The following is a 20,832-nucleotide window of genomic DNA, read 5'->3' as shown; positions in this document are numbered from 1 at the left end:
ATCTCCGTCATCACCGCCCCCGCGGCCGGTCCCCGATCGCGGGACCGCGCGCCGGGTGACGGCTCCGGTCCCGCGTTCCCGGCCGGTGACACGGCCGGGAAGCGTCGCTGGCATGATCAGGCGGGGCTCTTCTCCCCTTCTTCGGCCGCGCGCTGCCGCAGTTCGGCTTCGATGGCCTCGACGGACTCGTTCTCCTTGTCGCGCCGGTACTCGCGTACCGAGTAGACGATCGCGGCCACCCAGATCACGGCGATGACGAGGTAGGCGATGGCCTGTACGTTGCCGGGCGCGTCGATCCAGTCGCTGCGCAGCAGGGTACGCACGTTCGTCAGCACGATCACGCCACCCACGGCCGAGCCCAGGATGCGCGGCGGGATGTGCCGGACCAGCCAGGCGGCGATGGGTGCGGCGATCACGCCGCCGAGCAGCAGGACGCCGACCCAGGCGAAGTTGATGTTCTCCGAGCCGATGCCGATCAGGAAGCCGACGCTGGCCGCGATCGCGACCAGGAACTCGCTGGCGTCGATCGAGCCGATCACCTTGCGCGGCGGGATCCGGCCGCTGGCCAGAATGGCCGGCGTGCCGACGGGCCCCCAGCCGCCGCCACCGGTCGCGTCCACGAACCCGGCGACCAGGCCGAGCGGTGCCAGGAAGCGTTTGCGCAGCGGCTTGCCCAGGTTGCCCTTCGGCAGCCCGAACGCGGTGAAGCGGACGATGATGTAGACACCCAGGCTGAGCAGGATGATCGACATGATCGGCGCCGCGAGCTCGGTCGACAGGCTCGACAGGAACGTGGCCCCGGCGAAGGCGCCGACGGCGCCCGGAACGCCGATCTTGGCGACGACCTTCCAGTCGACGTTGTTGAACCGCCAGTGGGAGATGCCCGAGGCCAGCGTGGTGCCGATCTCGGCCAGGTGGACGGTCGCCGAGGCGGCGGCGGCGTTGGTGCCGATGGCCAGCAGCAGCGTGGTGGAGGTGACGCCGTAGGCCATGCCCAGGCTGCCGTCGACGAGCTGGGCCGCTAATCCCACCAGGCCGAGCAGGATGAGTGCGCGCACCACATCCCCTTTCCGGTAATTCCTACTAAACAAGTAGACATAATCGTGAATGTGGGGAAGGCGGACGTCAAGTCACGGTTCGGACACCGCCTGCCGAGGCAAAGAAACCCCCCGGGCTCCGATGCCCCGGCCCGTTCGCGGAAACAGGGGGATGGAAGGAGCCGGCCACGAAGGAGCCCACCATGCGTGGAGTAGTGCTGCACGCCCCAGGCGACGTCCGCGTCGAACAGCGCCAGGACCCGGCGATCGTCGAGCCCACCGACGCGATCATCCGCCTGGCGGCGACCTGCGTCTGCGGCTCCGACCTCTGGCCGTACCGCGGCATCGAGAAGATGGACGGCCCCGCCCCGATGGGACACGAGTACGTCGGCGTCGTCGAAGAGGTCGGCAGTCAGGTGAGCGCCGTCCGGCCGGGCCAGTTCGTCGTCGGCTCCTTCGTGGCGAGCGACAACACCTGCGAGATCTGCCGCTCGGGCTACCAGAGCGGGTGCGTCCAGCGGGTCATGATGGGCGCCGTCGGCACCCAGTCCGAGCTGGCGCGTATCCCGCTCGCCGACGGCACGCTCGTCGCCACCCCCGGCACGCCCGGCCCGGATCTGGTGCCGAGTCTGCTGGCCGCCTCCGACGTGCTGGGCACCGGCTGGTTCGGCGCCGCCGCCGCCCAGGCGGGCCCCGGCAAGACCGTGGCCGTCGTCGGTGACGGGGCCGTCGGGCTGTGCGCGGTGCTCGCGGCCAGGCAGCTCGGCGCCGAGCGCATCATCGCGATGAGCCGCCACGAGGCCCGGCAGAGGCTCGCGATGGAGTTCGGCGCCACCGACATCGTCACCGAACGCGGCGACGAGGGCGTGGCCCGGATCAAGGAACTCACCGGCGGGCTCGGCGCCCACAGCGTCGTCGAGGCCGTCGGCACCCAGGAATCCATGACGCAGGCCATCCGCTCCACCCGCCCCGGCGGTCACGTCGGATACGTCGGCGTCGCGCACGACGTCGCCCTGCCGGGCGACGAGTTGTTCTTCTCCCTCGTGCACCTGCACGGCGGTCCCGCGCCGGTACGCCAGTACCTTCCCGAGCTGATCGAGCTCATCTGCGACCGCCGGATCGACCCCGGCAAGGTCTTCGACCTGACCCTCCCTCTCGACCAGGCGGCCGAGGGCTACCGGGCCATGGACGAGCGCCGCGCCGTCAAGGTGCTGCTGCGGCCGTAACCCCCGTCCGCTTCAGGACAGGCGCAAGGGGTTCTTCCCGGACGGCCCGCGGCATACGTTGAGCTGACCCGCCGCCTTGGAACGGTCCCGCAGGCGGCGTCTCCTCCGAGGAAGGACCCGGCCATGGAGCCCTACCAGTTCTACGCGCCCATCCCCGCCTCAACCGCCTCGGCGCAGGCCATCAAGGACTGGTTCTACCGCAGGCGCACGCAGGTGTCGGCGCTGGCCGCGTCGTACACGCCGCACTCGGCCTTCAGCCAGGACGCGATGGAGGCGCTGGAGAAGAAGCTCAGGTCGATGGAGAGCTTCCTCGCCAACAAGGGCGCTCCGGCCACCGCCGTCGACGAGTTCGGGAAATGGCTCGCGAGCGACAGCGACTACGGGGCCTGGGACTACTACGTCGCCGACCAGCAGGCGAAGGACCTGGTCGAGAGCGACCGGCAGGCCCAGGCCATGAACGCGGCCGCGATCACCGACGCCAAGAACCGGGCCAGCGCCGGCGCGCTCGCGCTCAGCAGGCAGAACGCCGCCGGGATGATGTCGCTGGACAAGAAGAACGGCCGGGTCATCGCCGGGCTGGCCGTCGTCGGCGACGCCACGCAGCTCTACACCGGCATCAGCGGCAAGGACAAGCACGGCTTCCCCGACCACCCGCTCATCGCCCGGCTCCTGGAGGGCACCCACCAGGCGATGGACTGGCCGCAGGAGTCGTGCGCCGAGGTGGACGCGCTGAAGAGGTACCTGCACGGGCAGCCCGCGCCGGTTACCGCGCTCAACCAGATCCCGCGCAACACGCTGGTCTTCAACGCCTTGGTGTGGCACCCCGGCGGGAGCTGGGAGGGCAAGGTGACCTCGCAGCGCTGGCAGCCCAGGGCCGCCTGCGCCAACTGCGACCAGTGGCTCAGGAAGATCGGCGCCCTGCGCTCGTAGGCCGAGCATGTGCGAACATGTCCGGAATGTACGCCCGTTTCCTTGGTATCCCCGATCTGGTCGAAGCTCCGTCCGTGGCGGTCGTCGTCGACGTCATGCGGGCCTTCACCGTGGCCGCCTGGGCCTTCGCGCGGGGCGCTGAGAAGATCGTTCTTGCCGAGTCGCTCGACGACGCCCTGGCGCTCAAGGCCCGCCACCCGGACTGGGTGACGCTCAAGGACGGCCCGGCCGCACCCGGGTTCGACGCCGTCAACTCGCCGGGCCTGCTGCGGTCCGCCGACCTCGGCGGCCGGACCGTCGTGCAGAAGACCACGGCCGGGACGGTCGGCGCGCTCGCGGTCAAGGAGGCGTCGCTGGTGCTGTGCGCCAGTTTCGTCGTGGCGGAGGCGACGGCCCGGCTCCTGCGGACGCGCGCGGGCGACGGCGTCACGTTCGTGGTCACCGGCGAGGACGGGCGGGCCGACGAAGATCTGGCCTGCGCTGAGTACATCGCCCGGAGGGTCGACGAGGCCGGGGCGGACGCCGCCGAGTACCTGCGCCGTGCCGCCGGCTCGCGCGCCGCCGCCGAACTGGCGCAGGGGGTACGTGAGGGAGTTCATCCCGACGACGTCGCGCTCTGTCTCGAACTCGACCGGTTCCCCTTCGCCATGGTGGCGACCCTGGAAGACGCGCTCATGGTCCTGCGACCGGAACCCGGACTCAGATCATCCGCCGCAGGGCGGTCTCCACGGCGTCGATGAGCGCGTCGCCTTCGGTGCCGGGGCGGCGGGCAAGGCCGAGTTCGACGTCCGGTAGCGCGGGCAGGGCGGCCGCGTCATGGCGGGCCATGGCCGGATCGAGGTTGGCGGGCATGAGCGCCGCGACCCCGAGCCCGGCACGCAGCGCGGCGAGAACTCCGGCCAGGCTGTTGCTCTCGAACGCCACCCGCCAGCGCCGCCCGCTGCCTTCCATCGCGTCCAGCACCGCCGTACGCCAGGCGCAGGTGTTGGAGAACAGCACCACCGGCAGCGGATCGGCGTCGACGGCGACGCCGTGCCCGACCGCCCAGACCAGCGGCAGGCGGACCGTCCAGCGCGGCGGCCAGGGCAGGTCCGGCACCTCGTCGAGCACGAGCTGGACGCGGCCGGTGTCGTAGGCCTGCCGCATCGCCGCGTCGGACAGAATGAGCACCTCCAGTGTCGCCTCGGGATGCAGCCGCGCGAGGTCGGCGAGCGCCTGCGGAAGGCGGGAGACGGCGAGATCCTCGAGGAGCCCCACGCCGCAGTGCCCGGTGAGCGCGCCTCCGGTTTCGGCCAGCGCCTGTGCCGACAGCGCGAGAATGCGCTCGGCGTACGGCAGGAGTTCCTCGCCGGTCCGGGTCGGCCACACGCCGGACGGCGCCCGGTGCAGCAGCGGACGGCCGACGACGCTCTCCAGCCTGCGCAACTGCTGGCTGAGCGCGGGCTGGGTGTTGCCGAGCGCCGCCGCCGCACGGCTGATGCTGCCGGCTCGCACGGCGGTGACGAACGTTCGCAGCAATGCGGTCTCAAGGTCGCGTGCCATAAGCGTTCATTATATCCGGCACAACGAATTAACAGCTTCCTATAGCCTTAAGGACGACCTACCGTCAGATCAATGACGAGATTTCGCCAGGTGCTCGCGGTGCGGGGGATGTCGCCGCTGCTGGGCGTCTCGCTGCTCGCTCGTACCGCGATCACGGCCGACGCGATGGCGCTGACGATGTACGTCGTGCTCGCCCTCGACATGAGCTACGCGGCGGCGGGTGGCGTGGTGGCGGCGCTCACCGCCGGTGTCGCGCTGGGCGGGCCGCTGCTGGGCCGGATGATCGACCGGCGGGGCCTGCGTACGGTGCTGGTGGTCACGATCGTGCCGCAGATCGTCTTCTGGCTGACCGTGCCGATCATGCCGTACGTGATCTTGCTGGCCGCCTCCTTCGCCGCCGGGCTGCTGATGGTGCCGGTCCAGGCGGTCACCCGGCAGGCGGTCGCCGCGATGACGACCTCCGGGCAACGGCAGGCGGCGTTCGCGCTGGAGTCGGTGGTGGGCGAGCTGTCGTACGTGGTGGGCCCGGCGGTGGTGATCCTCTTCGCGGCGAGCATCTCCCCCGGCGTGGTGGCCTGGGGCCTGGGCGCCGTGATCGTCGCAGGGGGAGCGGGGATCGCTCTGCTCAACCCGCCGCTGCGGGCCGCGGACGAGGGGGAGGGCGAGGCGGCGGAACGGCCCCGGCGCCGGGAGTGGCTGGGAGCGCGCATGGTCGCCGTTCTGACGATGGGGTTCGGCGTCGCGATGCTGCTCAGCGGCGTCGACCTGGCCATCGTCGCCACTCTTGAGGAAACCGGTCAGCTCTCGTGGGCGGCCGTGGTGGTCGCAGTGCTCGGGGTGACCTCCGTCGTGGGCGGTCTGGTGTACGGAGCGCTGCCGCGGCCGATGCCCACCTGGCTGCTGCTCGGCCTGCTCGGGCTGGTGACGATTCCGGCCGGTCTCGCCCACGACTGGCGGTGGCTGTGTGTGGCCGTGATCGGTGCCGGGCTGCTCACCGCGCCGACCCTCTCCACGGTCTCCGACGCGGTGAGCCGGCTGGCGCCGGTCGGCGTGCGGGGCGAGGCGACCGGCCTGCAGGCCTCGGCCGCGAGCGCGGGCTTCGCACTCGGCGCCCCGGTCGTGGGGACGGCGATCGACGCGTCGGCGCCCGCGGGCGGCTTCGTGGCCGCGGGCCTGGCCGGCCTGCTCGCCGCCCTGACGGGCTACCTGCTCTCCCGCCGGTCACCCGCCAAGGCGACGTACACACGCGTACCGGCCGGAAAGTGAGCCGGCTAGATCATCGCGGCGCCGAGCCCGGCCAGTGTGGGCAGGGAGCGGAGACACGGTCATGTCGTCCAGGATGCCATTCACGCCGGCCGGGCAGGCCGGTCCGGCTCTTCCTCGCCGGCGGGTCTGGCAGGGTGAGGAGCCGTTCTCCGCGATCGCCTGGTAGGCCACGAGTACCTAGGGGATTTCGGATGAAATACCGGAATCGGTGCGATGACCGCCCCCACGGCCGCAGGCAAGATCGCGAACATGAGACGCACCTCGGCCGTCCTGCTCTTAGCCGGCTTACTGGCCCTGCCCGCTCCCGCCCAGGCAGCCGCCACCGGACGGGCGCTCACCGGCACCGAACTCGCCCAGATCAGCCCCCTGCGCTACCACGAGACCATCGCGGACCGCGACGACGTCGCCGCCAGGTTCCCCGTGGTCAAGACGACCCTGAACGACCTCCTGGCCCCCGGCGGCCATACGGCCAGGCCGCTCTGCCACGGCGCGGCCTGGAACAACGGGACCAACCTGCAGCCGAACATCGCCTCCACCGGCTACTGCTGGGACACGACCGACACCACCACCGCCAACTGGTACCCCCAGGGCATCACCGGCAGCGGCGACGCCATGAACGGCTCGGTGAACTACCCGCCGTGCCCCGGCTGTCCCGGCAAGAAGATCACCGCGGTGAGCTGGCGCAACGGGACCTTCCCCGCGAACGCGGTCCCGCGCTGGCAGGCCAACCAGCTGGCCAGGGTGACCTTCACCGGCTTCTCCGGCGCGACGGCGGAGAACTACCGGCACGCCCTGCTTGTCGAGCCCGACGGCTCGGCCGAGGGGTTCCGTGAGATCAACAGCCACGCCGACGGCCTCACGTGGTACGGCAACAAGCTGTTCCTGTTCGCCGGAGGCGACCCGGCCGGCCGGGTCATCCGCGTCTTCGACCTCACCCAGTTCTGGCGGATGAACTCCACCTCCTCCGGCAACGTCGGCTGCGTGAGCGGGGTCTGCTCCGCGGCCTGGTCGGGCTTCGCGCTGCCGCAGATCGGCTACTACCGGTTCCGGGACGCGGGCGGCTGCGCCGGAGTCACGGGGCCGCGGCCCTGCTTCAGCGGGGTCTCCCTCGACCGGTCGGGCGCCGACAGCCTGATCACGGTGGAGCACGTGCAGGCCGCCTCGGGACGCGTCGTCCGCTGGCCGCTCGACTCCGTCACCGCCCGGCTCGAGGAGGGCGCCGACGGCCTGGTCCGGCCCCGGGAGGCCTGGTTCAGTCCGGTGTGGGACATGCAGGGCGCGGTGTTCTCCGATGACATGGGCGTCATGGAAGGACTGTGCCCGAACGGCTATCCAGCGGTCTCCTACATGCCGCACGTCACCGTGGGCGGGGTGTCCCAGTCGATCGTCAACGCCGGCGGCACGCAGTACCGCAAATCATGCCTGCACCAAGTGATCATCTCGGCCGACCGATCGCGGATCACCACCAGCTATCTGACCACCGCGCCGGGCAACGCGCAGAACCTGTCCTTCTGGCCGGCCAGCAACGAACTGTGGCTGGTCAACGAGTACCGCGGTGACACCACCGGCTCCTACGGCAGCAACCGGCAAGTGCTGTCGCTCACCTGCGTCAACCTCGTGTGCTGACTCTGGGCCTGTCCGCGCCGCTCGCGTAAGCGTACGGTGACAGAACGCCTCGGGAACACTTGAGCCCGCAGGCGCGCTAGGGACCCGGGCTGCACGGCCCTGGGCGTCGAAGGGGCCTACCCGCCCCTCGGTGATTGGCGGGTGGGCCCTTCTCGCAGCGCGAAACTTCGCCTCTGGTTTCGGCGCGGCTTCTGCGGGAGAGTAGGCCGAGATCGGCCTACGAGGAGGCGGGCAGTGCGGCTCGGATTCAGTATCGGCACTCTCGGTCCCGTGGCGGCCGGTCATGATGCCCAGTTGGCTCTGGTCCGTGAGGCGGAGCGGCTCGGCTACGACTCGGCGTGGGCCTCGGAGGGCTATGGGGTCGATCCGGCGACCACCCTGGCCTGGCTGGCGGCCGGTACCGAGCGGATCGGGCTGGGCACCGGCGTGATTCAGGTGACGGGGCGTACCGCGATCTCGGCGGCCATGACGGCGACCACGGTCGACCGGGTGTCGGGCGGGCGGTTCCTGCTCGGGCTCGGCGCGTCGGGGCCGCAGGTGGCCGAGGGGTGGCACGGGCAGAGGTACGCGCGCCCGCTGGCCCACTTACGTGACTACGTGGCCGTGGTACGCAAGGCGCTGGACGGACGGCCGGTCGAGCACGCCGGGCCGGAGATCGTGCTGCCGTTGCCGGACAGCCGGGGCAAGGCGCTGAGCATGACCGTCTCGCCCGCGCGGCAGCCGTTGCCCATCCATCTGGCGGCCATGGGGCCCAAGGCGGTGGAACTGGCCGGGGAGATCGCCGACGGATGGTTACCGATCCATTTCCCGCCCGAGCACCTCGCCGAGACGATGACGCACCTGCGGTCCGGGGCGGCCCGCGCCGGACGGGACGTGGCCGGGGTGGAGGTCTCGCCGATGGTCATGGCCATGGTGGACGACGACGCCGACTACGCCCGTGACCTGATCCGGCCGATGCTGGCGGTGTACCTGGGCGGGATGGGCACGCGGGGGGTCAACTTCTACAACCGGCTCGCCCATCGCCTCGGGTTCGGCTCGGCGGCGGGGCGGGTGCGGGACGCCTACTTCGACGGCGACCTGGGCGAGGCGATGGAGGAGGTCCCCGATGATCTCATCGACACCCTGGCCTTGTGCGGTACGCCCGAGCGGGTACGCGAGCGGCTGGCCGCCTACCGCAAGGCGGGCGCCACCCGGGTGATCGTCGGCCTGAACGCGCCCACCGTGGACGACCGCGCCGAGCAACTCGGCTGGCTGGCCGAACTCAACGCGTGACCGGTCTCGACACCTGACCGGTCTCGACTTCTGGCCAGACCCGACGCGTGACCGGGCGGGCGCGGGTTCGCGACGGAGCCCGCGCCCGGCCGGGGTCAGGCCGTGGCCGGTGCCTGGGGGAGTTCGCGCATCCGGGGGATCGGCGACAGCGCCAGTACGATCATCGGCACGACCGCGCCGATGATCGCCGCCACCAGCACCACCGGCCGCATCCCCACGGCCTGGCCGAGGAACCCGGCCACCAGCGCGCCCAGCGGCGCGGGCACCAGCCCCATCGCCCAGATGGTGGCGATGACCCGCCCCATGAGCTCCCGGGGCGTGGCCGACTGCAGCACCGTGATGTTGTTGACCACGAACACCTGCGTGCACAACCCGACCAGCAACTGCGAGAACGCCAGCATCGCGATCGCCAGCCACACCGGCCCACCGGCCAGCGGCACCAGGATCAGCGCGCTGTTGCCGATCACCGTGGACCAGAACATGGTGGGCCCAGGCCCCGCCCCCTTCATGAGCCGCACCGACAGCCACGCGCCGGCGATCGCCCCGATCCCGCCGACGGCCAGCACGCCCCCGACCCATTCGGCGGGCACCCCGGCGCCGTCGATGACGTACGGGATGTAGAGCGTCTGCAGGATGCCGATGTCGAAGAAGGAGTAGACCGCGCTGGCGATGGCCAGCGGGCGGACGACCGGGTGGCTCATCACCCAGCCGAACCCCGCGCGGATGGCCGCGATCATGCTGCCGCCCTCGTCGGGCGCCGGCGGGTCCTCGCGCTTGCGGATGGAGATCAGGCAGAGCGCCGACAGGACGTAACTGATCGCGTCCACCAGGATGACCAGCGGCGCCGAGCGGATCCCGATGAGGACCCCGGCCAGGCTGGGCCCGACCGCCTTGGAGATCGAGTCGCTGAGCTGCAGCTTGCTGTTGCCGTCACCGAGGTGCTCGGGGGCCACCAGCACCGGCAGGTACGACCGGTAGGCGATCTCGAAGAGCACCCCGAACACGCCCATCACGAGCACGACCACGTACAGCCACCACAGCGTCAGCATGTCCATGACGAACAGCAGCGGCACGGTGGCCAGCATGAGCGCGCGGATGACGTCGCTCCAGATGAGCACGGGACGGCGCCGCATCCGGTCCACCCAGACGCCCACGACGAAGAACAGCACCATGGGCAGCCTGGCCAGCGCGCCGAGCACCCCCATCTCGGCGACGGAGGCGTGCAGCCACAGGTACGCGACGATCGGCATGGCGAGCACGGTCACCTGGGAGCCGACCAGTGACAGGCTCTCGCCGCTCCACAGCTTGAGGAAGTCGCGGTTCTTCCACAGCGTCGTGGGCGGCTCAGTCGTGGGGGGTGATGCCATGGTCGATGCTGCTCCTCAATTCGGCGGCCGCGAGGGCGACCCGGGGCTCGTACATGACGGTGAAACGCTCGCCGTGGATCGGCGAGATGCGCAGGCGGCCGGTGACGACGTTGCTCCATCCCATGTCGTCGGGCGGGACGCCCTCGGCGGCGGGCGAGAACAGCAGGACGTCCCCGTCGTAGGGGGCGTGCCGGAAGTGGCCGACGGCGTGCGCGTTGGCGCGGAAGACGTCGACGAAACGGCGGGCCTGGCGCAGGTCGGCGGTGTCGGGCTGCAGGGTGTCGGCGCGGGCGGCGGCGTCGATCACGGCCAGCAGCCGCTCGTCCGGGCTCATCCGGTGCAGGTCGTCGAGGTCGACCTGGACCTTGCCGCCGGCGAGGGCGTGGGTGAGCAGGACGGCGTCGTCCTCAAGGGAGGCGCGCAGCACCGGCTCGTCGGCGTCGGAGTAGAACAGGACGAGCAGCGGAACCTCCTCGCCCATCTCCCGCAGGCGGCGGGCGGTCTCCAGGGCGATGTTGCCGCCGATGCAGTACCCGCCCAGCACGTACGGGCCATGCGGCCGCAGCTTGAGCAGGTGGGCGGTGTAGTCGTCGACCATCTCCGCCAGCGTGGCGTGCGGCTCCTCGCCGGGGGCGAGACCGGCCGCCTGGATGGCGTAGACGGGCTGGTCGGCGCCGAGGTGGCGGGTCAGCGGCAGGTAGCGGAAGACCTGGCCGCCCAGTGCGTGGAACAGGAAGATCGGGTCGCGTTCGCCGGTGGGCCGCAGCGGCACGATCCGTTCCGGGGCGCCGTCGTTGTCCTGGGGACGGCGCAGCTCGACGGCGAGCTGGGCGACGGTCGGCGCGGTGAGCACGGTCGACAGCGGCACGTCGCGGCCCAGTTCCTTGCGCAGCCGCATGGTCAGGCGCAGTGCCAGCAGCGAGTGGCCGCCGAGGGCGAAGAAGTCGTCGTGCACGCCGACATCGTCGACGCCGAGCGTCTCCTCCCACAGCGTGCCCAGCTTGGCCTCGAACGGGTCGCGCGGCGGCATGTACGGCGCGCGCCCGGCCTCACCGGGCTCGGGCAGGGCGGCGCGGTCGAGCTTGCCGTTGGCGGTGACGGGCAGCGCGTCCAGGCGTACCCAGGTGGCCGGGACCATGTGCTCGGGCAGCTTCTCGCGCAGTGCCGGGCTGAGATCAGGCAGGTCGTCGCCCTCGGGGACGACGTAGCTGACCAGCCGTTCGCCGCGCAGCACGACGACGGCGGCGCGTACCGCGGGATCGGCGGCCAGCAGCGCCTCGATCTCGCCGAGCTCCACCCGCTGGCCGCGGATCTTGACCTGGAAGTCGGTCCTGCCGAGGTACTGGACCTCGCCGGTGGGCAGCCAGCGGGCCACGTCGCCGGTGCGGTAGAGGCGGGCGCCGGGCGGGCCGTACGGGTCGGGGACGAACCGTTCGGCGGTGAGCTCCGGCCGGCCGACGTACCCGCGGGCGAGCTGGACGCCGCCCAGGCACAGCTCGCCCGGGGTGCCGACGGGGACCCGGTGGCCGTCGGCGCCGAGGACCTCCAGGCGGGTGTTGGCGACGGGACGGCCGATGGGCACCAGCCGTTCGCCCGGCTCGCAGGGATGCCAGGTGACGTCGACGGCCGCTTCTGTGGGGCCGTACAGGTTGTGCAGCTCGGTCCGGGGCAGGCGCTCGTGGCAGCGGGCGGCGAGTTCGGCGCCGAGCGCCTCGCCGGAGCAGATGAGACGGCGCAGCGCGGGCAGGCGGGGCTCGTCGAGGAACAGCTCCAGCATGGACGGCACGAAATGCATGGTGGTGACGTCGAAGGCGGCCAGGCGGGCGCTGTCGCGCTGCGCGCCGGGCTCGGCGACCACCAGTCCGGCGCCGGCCATGAGCGGCCAGAACAGTTCCCACACCGACACGTCGAACGACAGCGGCGTCTTGTGCAGCACCCGCTCGTCCGCCCCCAGCCCGAACGCCTCCTGCATCCACCGCAGCCGGTTGACGATCGCCCGGTGGGAGACGCCGACCCCCTTGGGCCGGCCCGTGGAGCCGGAGGTGAAGATCACGTACGCCAGCGCGTCGGGATGTACGCGCGGCGGCGCGCAGGTGAGGGCGGGGGCGGGCCCGCCGAGCGGGAGGGCGACGCCGTCCGGCAGCGACGACGCTCCCGCCGGACCGGTCAGCACCGTGCGCGCCCGCGCGTCCTCGATCATGTACGCCAGCCGCTCCGGCGGCAGATCGGGCTCCAGCGGCAGATAGGCGGCCCCGGCGCCGAGCACACCGAGCAGCGCGGGCAGCAGGTCGGGCCCGCGTTCGAGACAGACCCCGACGACGTCGCCCGGCCGCGTACCGGCGGCCAGCAGCCGGGCCGTCACCGCGCCCGCCCGCCCGGCCAGCTCACCGTAGGTGATCCACGTTCCGTCGTAGCAGACGGCGGGCGCGCCGGGCGTGCGCGCTGCCTGCTCTCCGATCAGCTCGTGCAGCACCCCGCCCGGGTACGGCCGCGCCGTGCCGTTCCACCCGCCGATCGCGGCGGCGTCGAGGGAGAGGTAGGGATCGGCGGCCCGCGGATCGGCGGCGGGGTCGGCGGCCTGACCCAGCGCGATGAGGTAGAACTCACCGATCCGCCCGACCTGCTCGGCGCCGAACTGGGCCCGGTCATAGGTGAGGGTCAGGTCGAACCCGCCGTGCTCACGCGAGCGGCTGAACGCGGCGGCGAACGGCACGTCGGTCTGCTCGAAGAACTCCTGGCCGACGATCTCGATCCCGGGCAGCTCGCGGTAGACGTGGAAGTCGCGGAAGTCGAACAGCACGTCCAGCAGCGGCGAACGGCCCGCCGCCCGCTGGATCTCGAACAGCGGGTACCGCCGGTGCGGTAGCAGCGCCACCTCCGCGTCGAACACCCCGCGCGCCAGCGCCGCCCAGGTCGGGGCGTTCACGTCCAGGCGCAGCGGCACGGTGTTGAGGAACAGGCCGAGGACCTCCTCGCCGGCCTCGCTCTCCGGGCGGCTGTGGGTGACCAGGCCGGTCATCACCTCGTTCTCGCCGGTGAGCAGGGCGAGCACGCGCAGGTGGGCGGCGAGCAGCAGGGTGCGCAACGGCACCGCCAGCTCCCTGGCCGCCGCGCCGAGCCGTTCCAGCAACTCCGCCGCCAGCGGCAGCCGCAGTTCCTCCGCGCCGGGCTCGCCGTGCTCGCCGGGCAGGCGGGGCAGCCGGGTGTCGGGGGCGTCGGCCACCTGGGCGTGCCAGAAGTCGCGCGTCCCGGGCGCGGCCACCGCGGCGCGCTCGGCGGCCACCAGCTCACGGAAGGCCGCGGCGGGCGGGGTGAGCGGCAGCCGTTCACCGCTCAGCTGTCCGTGGTAGCGCTGGAGCAGCTCGGTGACCAGGGACGCCACGCTCCACCCGTCGAGGATGGCGTGGTGGAAGCTCAGGCTGAACGCGAACAGCTCACCGGGCAGCACGTGCACGTGCGCGCGGGCCAGCGGCGGCGCGGCCCAGTCGAACGGCCGCCGCTTCTCCGCCTCCGACCACGCGGCCAGCCGCTCGGCGGCCCCCGGATCGCCGGACAGGTCCGTCACCTCCAGCGGCAGCGTGGCCGTACGGTGCACGAGCTGCAACGGCTCGCTGAACCCGCTCACGTCGATCGAGGTGCGCAGGACGGGATGCCGGGCGGTCACCTCGGCCAGCGCCCCCTCGAACGCCCCGGCGTCGAACCGGCCGCGCAAGGTGATCGTGGTCAGGTCGTGGTAGGTGGCCGCATCCGGCTCGTACGCGCTGTGGTAGAGCATGCCCGCCTGCAGCGCGGCCAGAGGATAGGCGTCCTCCAGGCCGCGTGCGGCTCCCGTCGTCACGGTCATCGCGCCTCGCCTTCCAGCAGTCGTGCCAGGTCCTCGGGATTGAGCAGGCCGAACGGCGTCTCGGGCGCCTCGGGTGGTTCGGCCGCCGGTGCGGTTGGGAGCCGTCCGGCCAGATCTCTGACGGTCTGGTGGAGGAAGAGCTGCTCCAGCCGGATCGCGTAACCGGCCTCGCGCAGGCGGGATACCACCTTGAGGCTGCGGATGGAGTCTCCGCCGACGGCGAAGAAGTTGTCGTGGGCCGAGACCCGCTCCAGCCCGAGCACTCCCTGCCAGGCGGCGGCGACGGCCAGCTCGGCCGGCCCCTCCGGCTCGGCGTGCGCGGCGGTCTCGGGTGCCCGAGGGTCGGGCAGGGCGTTCCTGTCGAGCTTGCCGCTGCGGTTGAGCGGCAGCTCGCCGAGCACGGTCCAGGTCCTGGGGATCATGTGATCGGGCAGGGTGTCGCGCAGCATGCGCTCCCAGCCGCCCGTCGCCCCTTCCGCGGCGGGGACCACGTATCCGGCCAGGCGCAGCCCGGCGCCGTCCTCGATGGCGCGCACGGCCGCGGCGCGCACGCCGGGCAGGGCCGCCAGGGCCGCCTCGATCTCGCCCGGTTCGACCCGCATGCCGCGGATCTTGACCTGGTGGTCGGACCTGCCCAGGTACTCGATCTCGCCGTCGGGGCGCCAGCGGGCCAGGTCGCCGGTGTCGTAGAGGCGGCCGCCCGGGGGACCGTACGGGTCGGGGACGAAGCGCTCGGCGGTCAGCGCGGGACGGGCCGCGTACCCCCGGGCGAGTTGCACGCCGCCGATCCACAGCGCGCCCGGGACGCCGACGGGCACGCGGTTCATGCGGGCGTCGAGGATCTCCAGCCGGGTGTTGGCCACCGGCCGCCCGATCGGGATCGTGCCCTCGCCCGCGGCGCACACGTGCCACGACACGTCCACCGCCGCCTCGGTCGGCCCGTACAGGTTGTGCAGGCCCGCCGCGGGCAGCGCGGCGGCGAAGCGGGCGGCCAGGTCGGCGCCGAGCGCCTCCCCCGAGCACACCACGGTACGCAGCGCGCCCAGCCGCGCCCCCAGCTCGGGCTCGGCCAGGAAGAAATCAAGCATCGACGGTACGAAATGCACGGTCGTGACCGACTCGCCCGCCATCAGCGCGGCCAGGTGGGCGGGGTCGGCCTGCCCGCCGGGCCGCGCGACGACCAGTCCCGCCCCGGTCAGCAACGGCCAGAACAGTTCCCACACCGACACGTCGAACGAGAAGGGCGTCTTGTGCAGCACCCGGTCGTCTCCGGTCAGCCGGAAGGCGTCCTGCATCCAGTCCAGCCGGTTCACGATCGCCCGGTGCGAGATCCCGACGCCCTTGGGCCGGCCGGTGGAACCGGAGGTGAAGAGCACGTACGCGAGCGAGTCCGGGTGCGGCCGGATCCCGAGCGGCCCGCCGTCCTCGGCGGCGACGGCCCCGGCGTCGCGGTCGAGCAGCACCGTCGCGACGCCGCCGGGGCCGGTGAAACCTTCGACGGAGACGGCCAGCCGGGCGCCGGCGTCGGCCATCATGCCCGCCAGGCGCTCGGCCGGATGGTCGGGCTCCAGCGGCAGGTACGCCGCCCCGGTCGCGACGACCGCGTGCACGGCGACGACCAGGTCCGCCCCCCGCTCCAGGCACACCCCGACGACCTGGCCCGGCCCGGCCCCGAGCGCGAGCAGCCGCCTGGCCAGGCGGTTCACCCGGCCGGTGAACTCGGCGTAGGTGAGCCAGGCCCGGGTCCCGTCCGGGGCCTCGTAACCCAGCGCGGGCGCGTGCGGCGTACGGGCCGCCTGCGCGGCCACCAGCTCCGGCAGCGTGCCGTCCGCGACGGGCGTGACCGTGTCGTTGGCCCGGTGGATGGTGTCCAGCTCGGCCGGGGTGAGCACGGGCAGATCGGCGACCGGCCGCTCCGGCTCGGCCACCGCGGCCGCCAGGAGCGCGCGGAAGTGGTCGGCGAAGCGCTCCATCCGGTCGTGCTCGAACAGGTCCGTCGCGTAGTGCAGCACCCCGGTGAGCCGGTCGCCGCCCTCCTCGATCACCAGGTGCAGGTCCGCCTGCGTCACCCCCGGATCGACGTTCAGGGTGCTCAGGGCCAGGCCCGCCACGTCCGGCGGCGCCGGAGGCACGTTCTGGTAGGCCAGCATCACCTGGAACAGCGGGTTGCGGGCCAGGTCACGGTCCTGGGCCAATTCCTGCACCAGCACCTCGAACGGCAGCTCGGCGTGCTCGTGCCCGTCCAGGACACGTTCGCGGGTGCGCGCGAGCAGTTCGGCGAAGCTCGGCTCGCCGGACAGGTCGCCGCGCAGCACGAGCGTGTTCAGGAACAGCCCGGCCATCTCCTCCACATCCGGGTGCGCGCGGCCGGAGACCGGGGTGCCGACCGGGATGTCGGCTCGTCCGGTGTAGCGGGCCAGCACCGCCTGCAGCGCGGCCAGCAGCACCATGAACGGCGTCGCCTGCCGTTCCAGCGCGAGCGCGTGCACCGCCGCCGTCGTCGCGGCGTCGATCGGGAACGTCAGCCGCCGCCCGGCCATGCTCGCCGGCCCCTGACGGTGCCGGTCGGCGGGCAGGTCCAGGGTGGCGGGCAGATCGGCGAGCGTGTCCTTCCAGTACGCCAGGTCGCCGGCCCGCCCGGAGACCCGCGCCCGATGCCAGGCGGCGAAGTCCCGGTAGCCGGCCCGGAGCGCGGGCAGCTCGGCCGGGGCGCCGGTGACGCGTGCCCGGTAAAGCTCCATCAGGTCGCGCAGCAGGATCGACAGGCTCCACCGGTCGGTGACGACGTGGTGCAGGGTGAGGTACAGCTCGTGCTCGGCCGGGCCGCGCCGTACCAATGCGGCCCGCGCCAGCGGACCTTCGGCCAGGTCGAAGCGGTGACGCGCCTCCTCCAGCCCCACGCCGGGACCCTCCCGCACGGTCAGCCGCGGCCGGTGGGCGCCCTCGCGCAGGCAGGGTTCGCCGTCGTCGGCCACGATGACCAGGCGCAGGGCCTCGTGCCTGGCCACCAGGTCGTCGAAGGCGGCGCTCAGCGCGGCCACGTCCAGCGGGCCGGTCAGGCGTTCGGCCCAGGCGACGTTGTAGGCGGGGTTGCCCGGGTCGAGCTGGTCGAGGAACCACAGGCGGGCCTGCGCGTGGGAGGGCCGCACGACGGCCTGCCCGGCGAGGGGGAGGCCCCCGGTGGTGGCGCCGCCGCCGGGGATGAGCGGGGCCAGGCCCGCGATGGTCGGGGTCGCGAAGCAGCGGCGCAACGTCACGTCGGCGCCGTGGGCCTCCCTGAGCCTGACCACCAGGCGCATGGCCAGCAGGGAGTGGCCGCCCAGGGTGAAGAAGTCGTCCTCCACGCCGAAGTCGTCGCGTTCGAGCAGCTCGCTCCAGAGGGCGTGCAGGACGTGTTCCGCGGGGGTGCGTGGCGGGACGAACGCGGTGGTGGTGGTGCTGGTCTGGGGTGGGGGGAGGGCGGCGCGGTTGAGTTTGCCGCTGGGCAGGACGGGGAGGTCGGTGACGGTGACGAAGGCGGTGGGGATCATGGCGTCTGGGAGGCGGGTGCGCAGGTGTGCGCGGAGTTCGGTTTCGTCGGTGGTGCCGATGGTGTAGGCGACGAGGCCGCGTCCGCCGGGGGCGTCGTCGCGGACGGCTACGACGGCTCGCCGTACGGTGGGATGTTCGCCGAGGACGGCGGCGACCTCGTCGAGCTCGATCCGCACACCGCGGACCTTGACCTGATCGTCGAGACGGCCGAGGCATTCGAGGGTGCCGTCGGGGCACCAGCGGGCCAGGTCGCCGGTGCGGTAGAGGCGGCCGCCCGGCGGGCCGAAGGGGTCGGGGACGAAGCGTTCCGCGGTGCGGGCCGCCAGGCCGTGGTAGCCGCGGGTCACCCCTGCTCCGCCGAGCAGGAGTTCGCCCGGCACGCCCACCGGGACCGGACGCAGGTACTCGTCCACCACGTAGGTCGTGGTGTTGGCGACCGGGCGGCCGATCGAGCCGCCCCTGCCGTCGGTGACGTGGAGCCTGGTGGACCACACGGTGGTCTCGGTCGGGCCGTACAGGTCCCACAGCTCGTCTGTGACGGTGAGCAGGCGTACGGCCAGCGGGCCGGGAAGCGCCTCGCCCGAGCTGACCACCCGCGGGACCCGGTGGCCCAGCGCGGGCAGCAACCCCTCCAGCACGGACGGAGTGGCCTGCACGGTGTGCAGGTCGCCGCTGCGGAGGAGTTCGTGGACGTCCTCGATCGCGGTGACCGAGCCGACGACGACCGTGCCGCCGCTGACCAGCGGGCCGAAGATCTCGGCCATCGAGATGTCGAACGACACCGACGTCAGGAACAGATAACGCGCGCCGGGCGCCAGGCCGGGGCGTTCGCGCAGGTCGCAGAGCAGGCTGAGCAGACCCCTGTGCGGCACCACCACGCCCTTGGGCCGGCCGGTGGAGCCGGAGGTGTAGATCAGGTACGCGCACTGGTCCGGATGGAACGCGGGCTCCGCCACGGCGGCGGCCTTCCCGACACCCTCGTCGAGCAGGAGCACGCGTGCGTCAGCCGGCAGGTTGTCCCTGAGCGAGGTGACGGTGACCGTCAGGGCGGCGCCGGAGTCGTCGATGATCTGCCTCAGCCGTCCGGGCGGGTAGCCGGGATCCATGGGGACGAAGCTGCCGCCGGACTTGAGCACGCCCAGCAGCGCCACCACCACGTCCGGATGCCGGGGCAGGAAGACGGCGACCCTGTCCTCGCGGCCGACGCCGAGCGCGCGCAGTTCCGCGGCCAGGTCGTCCGCGCGTGACTCCAGCTCGGCGTAGGTCAGCGACGTGCCGTCCGGGCCCTCGACCGCGGTGGCCTCGGGGGTGCGGGCGGCCTGCTCGGCGACCAGGTGGTGGATGCCGCCTTCCGGGTACGGCCGCGCGGTCTCGTTCCAGGCCCGCAGGGTGTTCCCGAGCTCGGTCGCGTCCATGAGCGGCAGCTCCGACAGCCGCAGACCGGGATCGGCGACCGCCGCGCCCAGCAGCGTGCGCAGATGCGAGGTCAGGCGCAGCGCCCGGTCCTCGTCGAACAGGTCGGTGGCGTAGTCGAGCACGCACACCAGTGACCCGTCCGCGCGCTCCTCCACGATGAAGTCCAGATCGAACATGGCGGTGCCGGAGCGCACGCCCAGCCGTTCCAGGCGCAGCCCGCGCGGACCGCCGGGCGGCGCCTGCGGCACGTTCTGGTAGGCGAGCATCACCTGGAAGAACGGGTTGCGGGACAGGTCCCGGCCGCTGGAAAGCTCCTCCACCAGCGTCTCGAACGGCACCCCCGCATGCTCGAACGCGGCCAGCGTCCGCTCCTTGGTCCGCCGCACCAGCTCGGCGAAGTCCGGGTCGCCGGACAGGTCGCCGCGCAGCACCACCGTGTTCAGGAACAGCCCGACGGTCTGGTCCAGGGAGGGATGCGGCCGGGCCGACATCGGCGTGCCGATCGGGATGTCGGCCCGGCCGGTGTAGCGGGCGAGCAGCGCCTGCAGCGCGGCGACGAGGACCATGAACGGGGTGGCACGCTGCCCGGCGGCCAGCTCGCGCAACCCGGTGACCAGGGTGTCGTCCAGCTCGAACACCAGGCGGCGGCCCCGGTTCGACTGCATGGGCGGGCGCGGCCGGTCGGCCGGCAGGTCGAGCACGTCGGGCAGGTCGTCGAGGGCCTTGCGCCAGTAGTCCAGGTCGCCTTCCCCGGACGGCCGGCCCTGCTGCCAGGCCACGTAGCCGGCGTACTCCACCGGCCGCTCGGGCATCGGTTCGCCGGAGTAGAGCCGGAAGAGGTCGCCGAACAGGATCTCCACCGACCAGCGGTCGGCCAGGATGTGATGCAGGGTCAGGTACAGACGGTGCTCCCCGGGCGCCACGCGCACCAGGCGGGCCCTGGTCAGCGGCCCGGTGCTCAGGTCGAAGGCGAAACGGGCCTCCTCGCGGGCGACGGCGTCGGCCTCCTCGGCCGGCATCGTCTCGATGCTCAACGCGGGGCGGAGGTGGCCGGGGGCCTGGCGGGGCTCGCCGTCGCGGGTCTCGATCACGTGGCCGAGGATCGGGTGCCGGTCCACGAGCGCGTCGAACGCCTTGGCCAGCGCGGCGGCGTCCAGGTCGCCCTCGATCCGGTACGCCCACGACAAGGTGTAGGCGGGGTTGCCCGGGTCGAGCTGGTCGACGACCCAGAGGCGGCGCTGGGCGGCCGACAGGGCCCCGGTGTCCGAGGCCGGGATGGGCGGGATGGACGCCGTCCCCTTGTCCGCGGCCCGGGTGCGGGCGAGGCGGGCCTCCAGCGCGGCGCGTTGTTCCGGGCTGAGCCTGGCCAGCCGCGCGCGTACCCCGTTCCCGTCGCTCACTGCTCCTCCTCCAGGAGTTCCAGCAGGTCGGCATCCGTGAGTCCCTCTTCGAGCACCGCGAGCGCCTGCTCCTCGACGGTCGTGGCGTCGAAGCAGCGCCGCAGCGGCAGCTCCACGCCGAACTCCTCGTCGATGCGGCCGATGAGGCGGACCACCAGCAACGAGTGGCCGCCCAGGGTGAAGAAGTCGTCGGTCATCCCGACGCGCTCCCGGCCGAGCAGTTCGGCCCAGATCTTGGCGATGCTCTCCTCCATCGGGGTGCGTGGCGGGACGAACGCTGTGGTGGTGGTGCTGGTCTGGGGTGGGGGGAGGGCGGCGCGGTTGAGTTTGCCGCTGGGCAGGACGGGGAGGTCGGTGACGGTGACGAAGGCGGTG

12 protein-coding genes are annotated in these 20,832 nt (G+C 72.6%); 6 read left to right on the top strand and 6 right to left on the bottom strand.

What is annotated here, in order from left to right; translation table 11 throughout:
• Positions 1-116: 116 nt before the first annotated feature.
• The gene (locus tag ACFWYW_RS55455; RefSeq protein WP_379612748.1) at positions 117-1,058 is read right to left on the bottom strand and encodes a sulfite exporter TauE/SafE family protein; all 942 of its coding nucleotides are present in this window, start codon (positions 1,056-1,058) and stop codon (positions 117-119) included.
• Positions 1,059-1,240: 182 nt separating this feature from the next.
• Here ACFWYW_RS55455 and ACFWYW_RS55450 point away from each other — a divergent pair, with 182 nt between their 5' ends.
• The 3 genes from ACFWYW_RS55450 (at position 1,241) to ACFWYW_RS55440 (ending at position 3,933) form a co-directional block, all read left to right on the top strand.
• Positions 1,241-2,263 carry a zinc-dependent alcohol dehydrogenase family protein gene (locus ACFWYW_RS55450; protein ID WP_379612747.1) on the top strand — a complete coding sequence of 341 codons (1,023 nt, stop codon included), beginning with the start codon at positions 1,241-1,243 and terminating at the stop codon, positions 2,261-2,263.
• Between the two features lie 123 nt (positions 2,264-2,386).
• Positions 2,387-3,193 (top strand): hypothetical protein, encoded by an 807-nt coding sequence (locus tag ACFWYW_RS55445; RefSeq protein WP_379612746.1) that lies wholly within the window; start codon positions 2,387-2,389, stop codon positions 3,191-3,193.
• Positions 3,194-3,210: 17 nt separating this feature from the next.
• A complete protein-coding gene (locus ACFWYW_RS55440; protein WP_379612745.1) occupies positions 3,211-3,933 on the top strand; it encodes a 2-phosphosulfolactate phosphatase in 723 nt (240 codons plus the stop codon).
• On the opposite strand, the gene ACFWYW_RS55435 is transcribed toward ACFWYW_RS55440, so the two are convergent.
• Entirely contained in the window at positions 3,893-4,735 is an 843-nt protein-coding gene (locus ACFWYW_RS55435) for a LysR family transcriptional regulator (RefSeq protein WP_379612744.1), read from the bottom strand. The two genes, ACFWYW_RS55440 and ACFWYW_RS55435, sit on opposite strands and share 41 nt — an antisense overlap.
• A 72-nt stretch (positions 4,736-4,807) precedes the next feature.
• Here ACFWYW_RS55435 and ACFWYW_RS55430 point away from each other — a divergent pair, with 72 nt between their 5' ends.
• The 3 genes from ACFWYW_RS55430 to ACFWYW_RS55420 all read left to right on the top strand — a co-directional run bounded on the left by ACFWYW_RS55430 (position 4,808) and on the right by ACFWYW_RS55420 (position 8,899).
• Positions 4,808-6,001: an MFS transporter gene (locus ACFWYW_RS55430; protein WP_379612743.1), complete on the top strand. Its 1,194-nt coding sequence runs from the start codon at positions 4,808-4,810 to the stop codon at positions 5,999-6,001.
• 249 nt (positions 6,002-6,250) lie between these two features.
• Positions 6,251-7,627: a hypothetical protein gene (locus tag ACFWYW_RS55425; protein ID WP_379612742.1), complete on the top strand. Its 1,377-nt coding sequence runs from the start codon at positions 6,251-6,253 to the stop codon at positions 7,625-7,627.
• A gap of 294 nt (positions 7,628-7,921) precedes the next feature.
• Positions 7,922-8,899: an LLM class flavin-dependent oxidoreductase gene (locus ACFWYW_RS55420; RefSeq protein WP_379612741.1), complete on the top strand. Its 978-nt coding sequence runs from the start codon at positions 7,922-7,924 to the stop codon at positions 8,897-8,899.
• A gap of 95 nt (positions 8,900-8,994) precedes the next feature.
• Here the strand turns inward: ACFWYW_RS55420 and ACFWYW_RS55415 are convergent, their stop codons facing one another.
• The 4 genes from ACFWYW_RS55415 to ACFWYW_RS55400 form a co-directional block, all read right to left on the bottom strand.
• A complete protein-coding gene (locus tag ACFWYW_RS55415) occupies positions 8,995-10,266 on the bottom strand; it encodes an MFS transporter (RefSeq protein ID WP_379612740.1) in 1,272 nt (423 codons plus the stop codon).
• Positions 10,244-14,110 (bottom strand): amino acid adenylation domain-containing protein, encoded by a 3,867-nt coding sequence (locus ACFWYW_RS55410; RefSeq protein ID WP_379612739.1) that lies wholly within the window; start codon positions 14,108-14,110, stop codon positions 10,244-10,246. Before ACFWYW_RS55410 ends, ACFWYW_RS55415 begins: the two co-directional genes overlap by 23 nt.
• The gene (locus tag ACFWYW_RS55405; RefSeq protein ID WP_379632324.1) at positions 14,107-20,457 is read right to left on the bottom strand and encodes an amino acid adenylation domain-containing protein; all 6,351 of its coding nucleotides are present in this window, start codon (positions 20,455-20,457) and stop codon (positions 14,107-14,109) included. The genes ACFWYW_RS55410 and ACFWYW_RS55405 overlap by 4 nt, the downstream gene beginning before the upstream one ends.
• A partial coding sequence (locus ACFWYW_RS55400) for a phosphopantetheine-binding protein (protein ID WP_379641393.1) occupies positions 20,454-20,832 on the bottom strand: 379 nt, incomplete at its 5' end. The genes ACFWYW_RS55405 and ACFWYW_RS55400, both read right to left, overlap by 4 nt.

Origin of the sequence: Nonomuraea sp. NPDC059023 (genome assembly GCF_042740095.1) — a bacterium.
Lineage (GTDB): Bacteria > Actinomycetota > Actinomycetes > Streptosporangiales > Streptosporangiaceae > Nonomuraea.
This window is presented reverse-complemented; position numbering and strand designations above follow the sequence as displayed.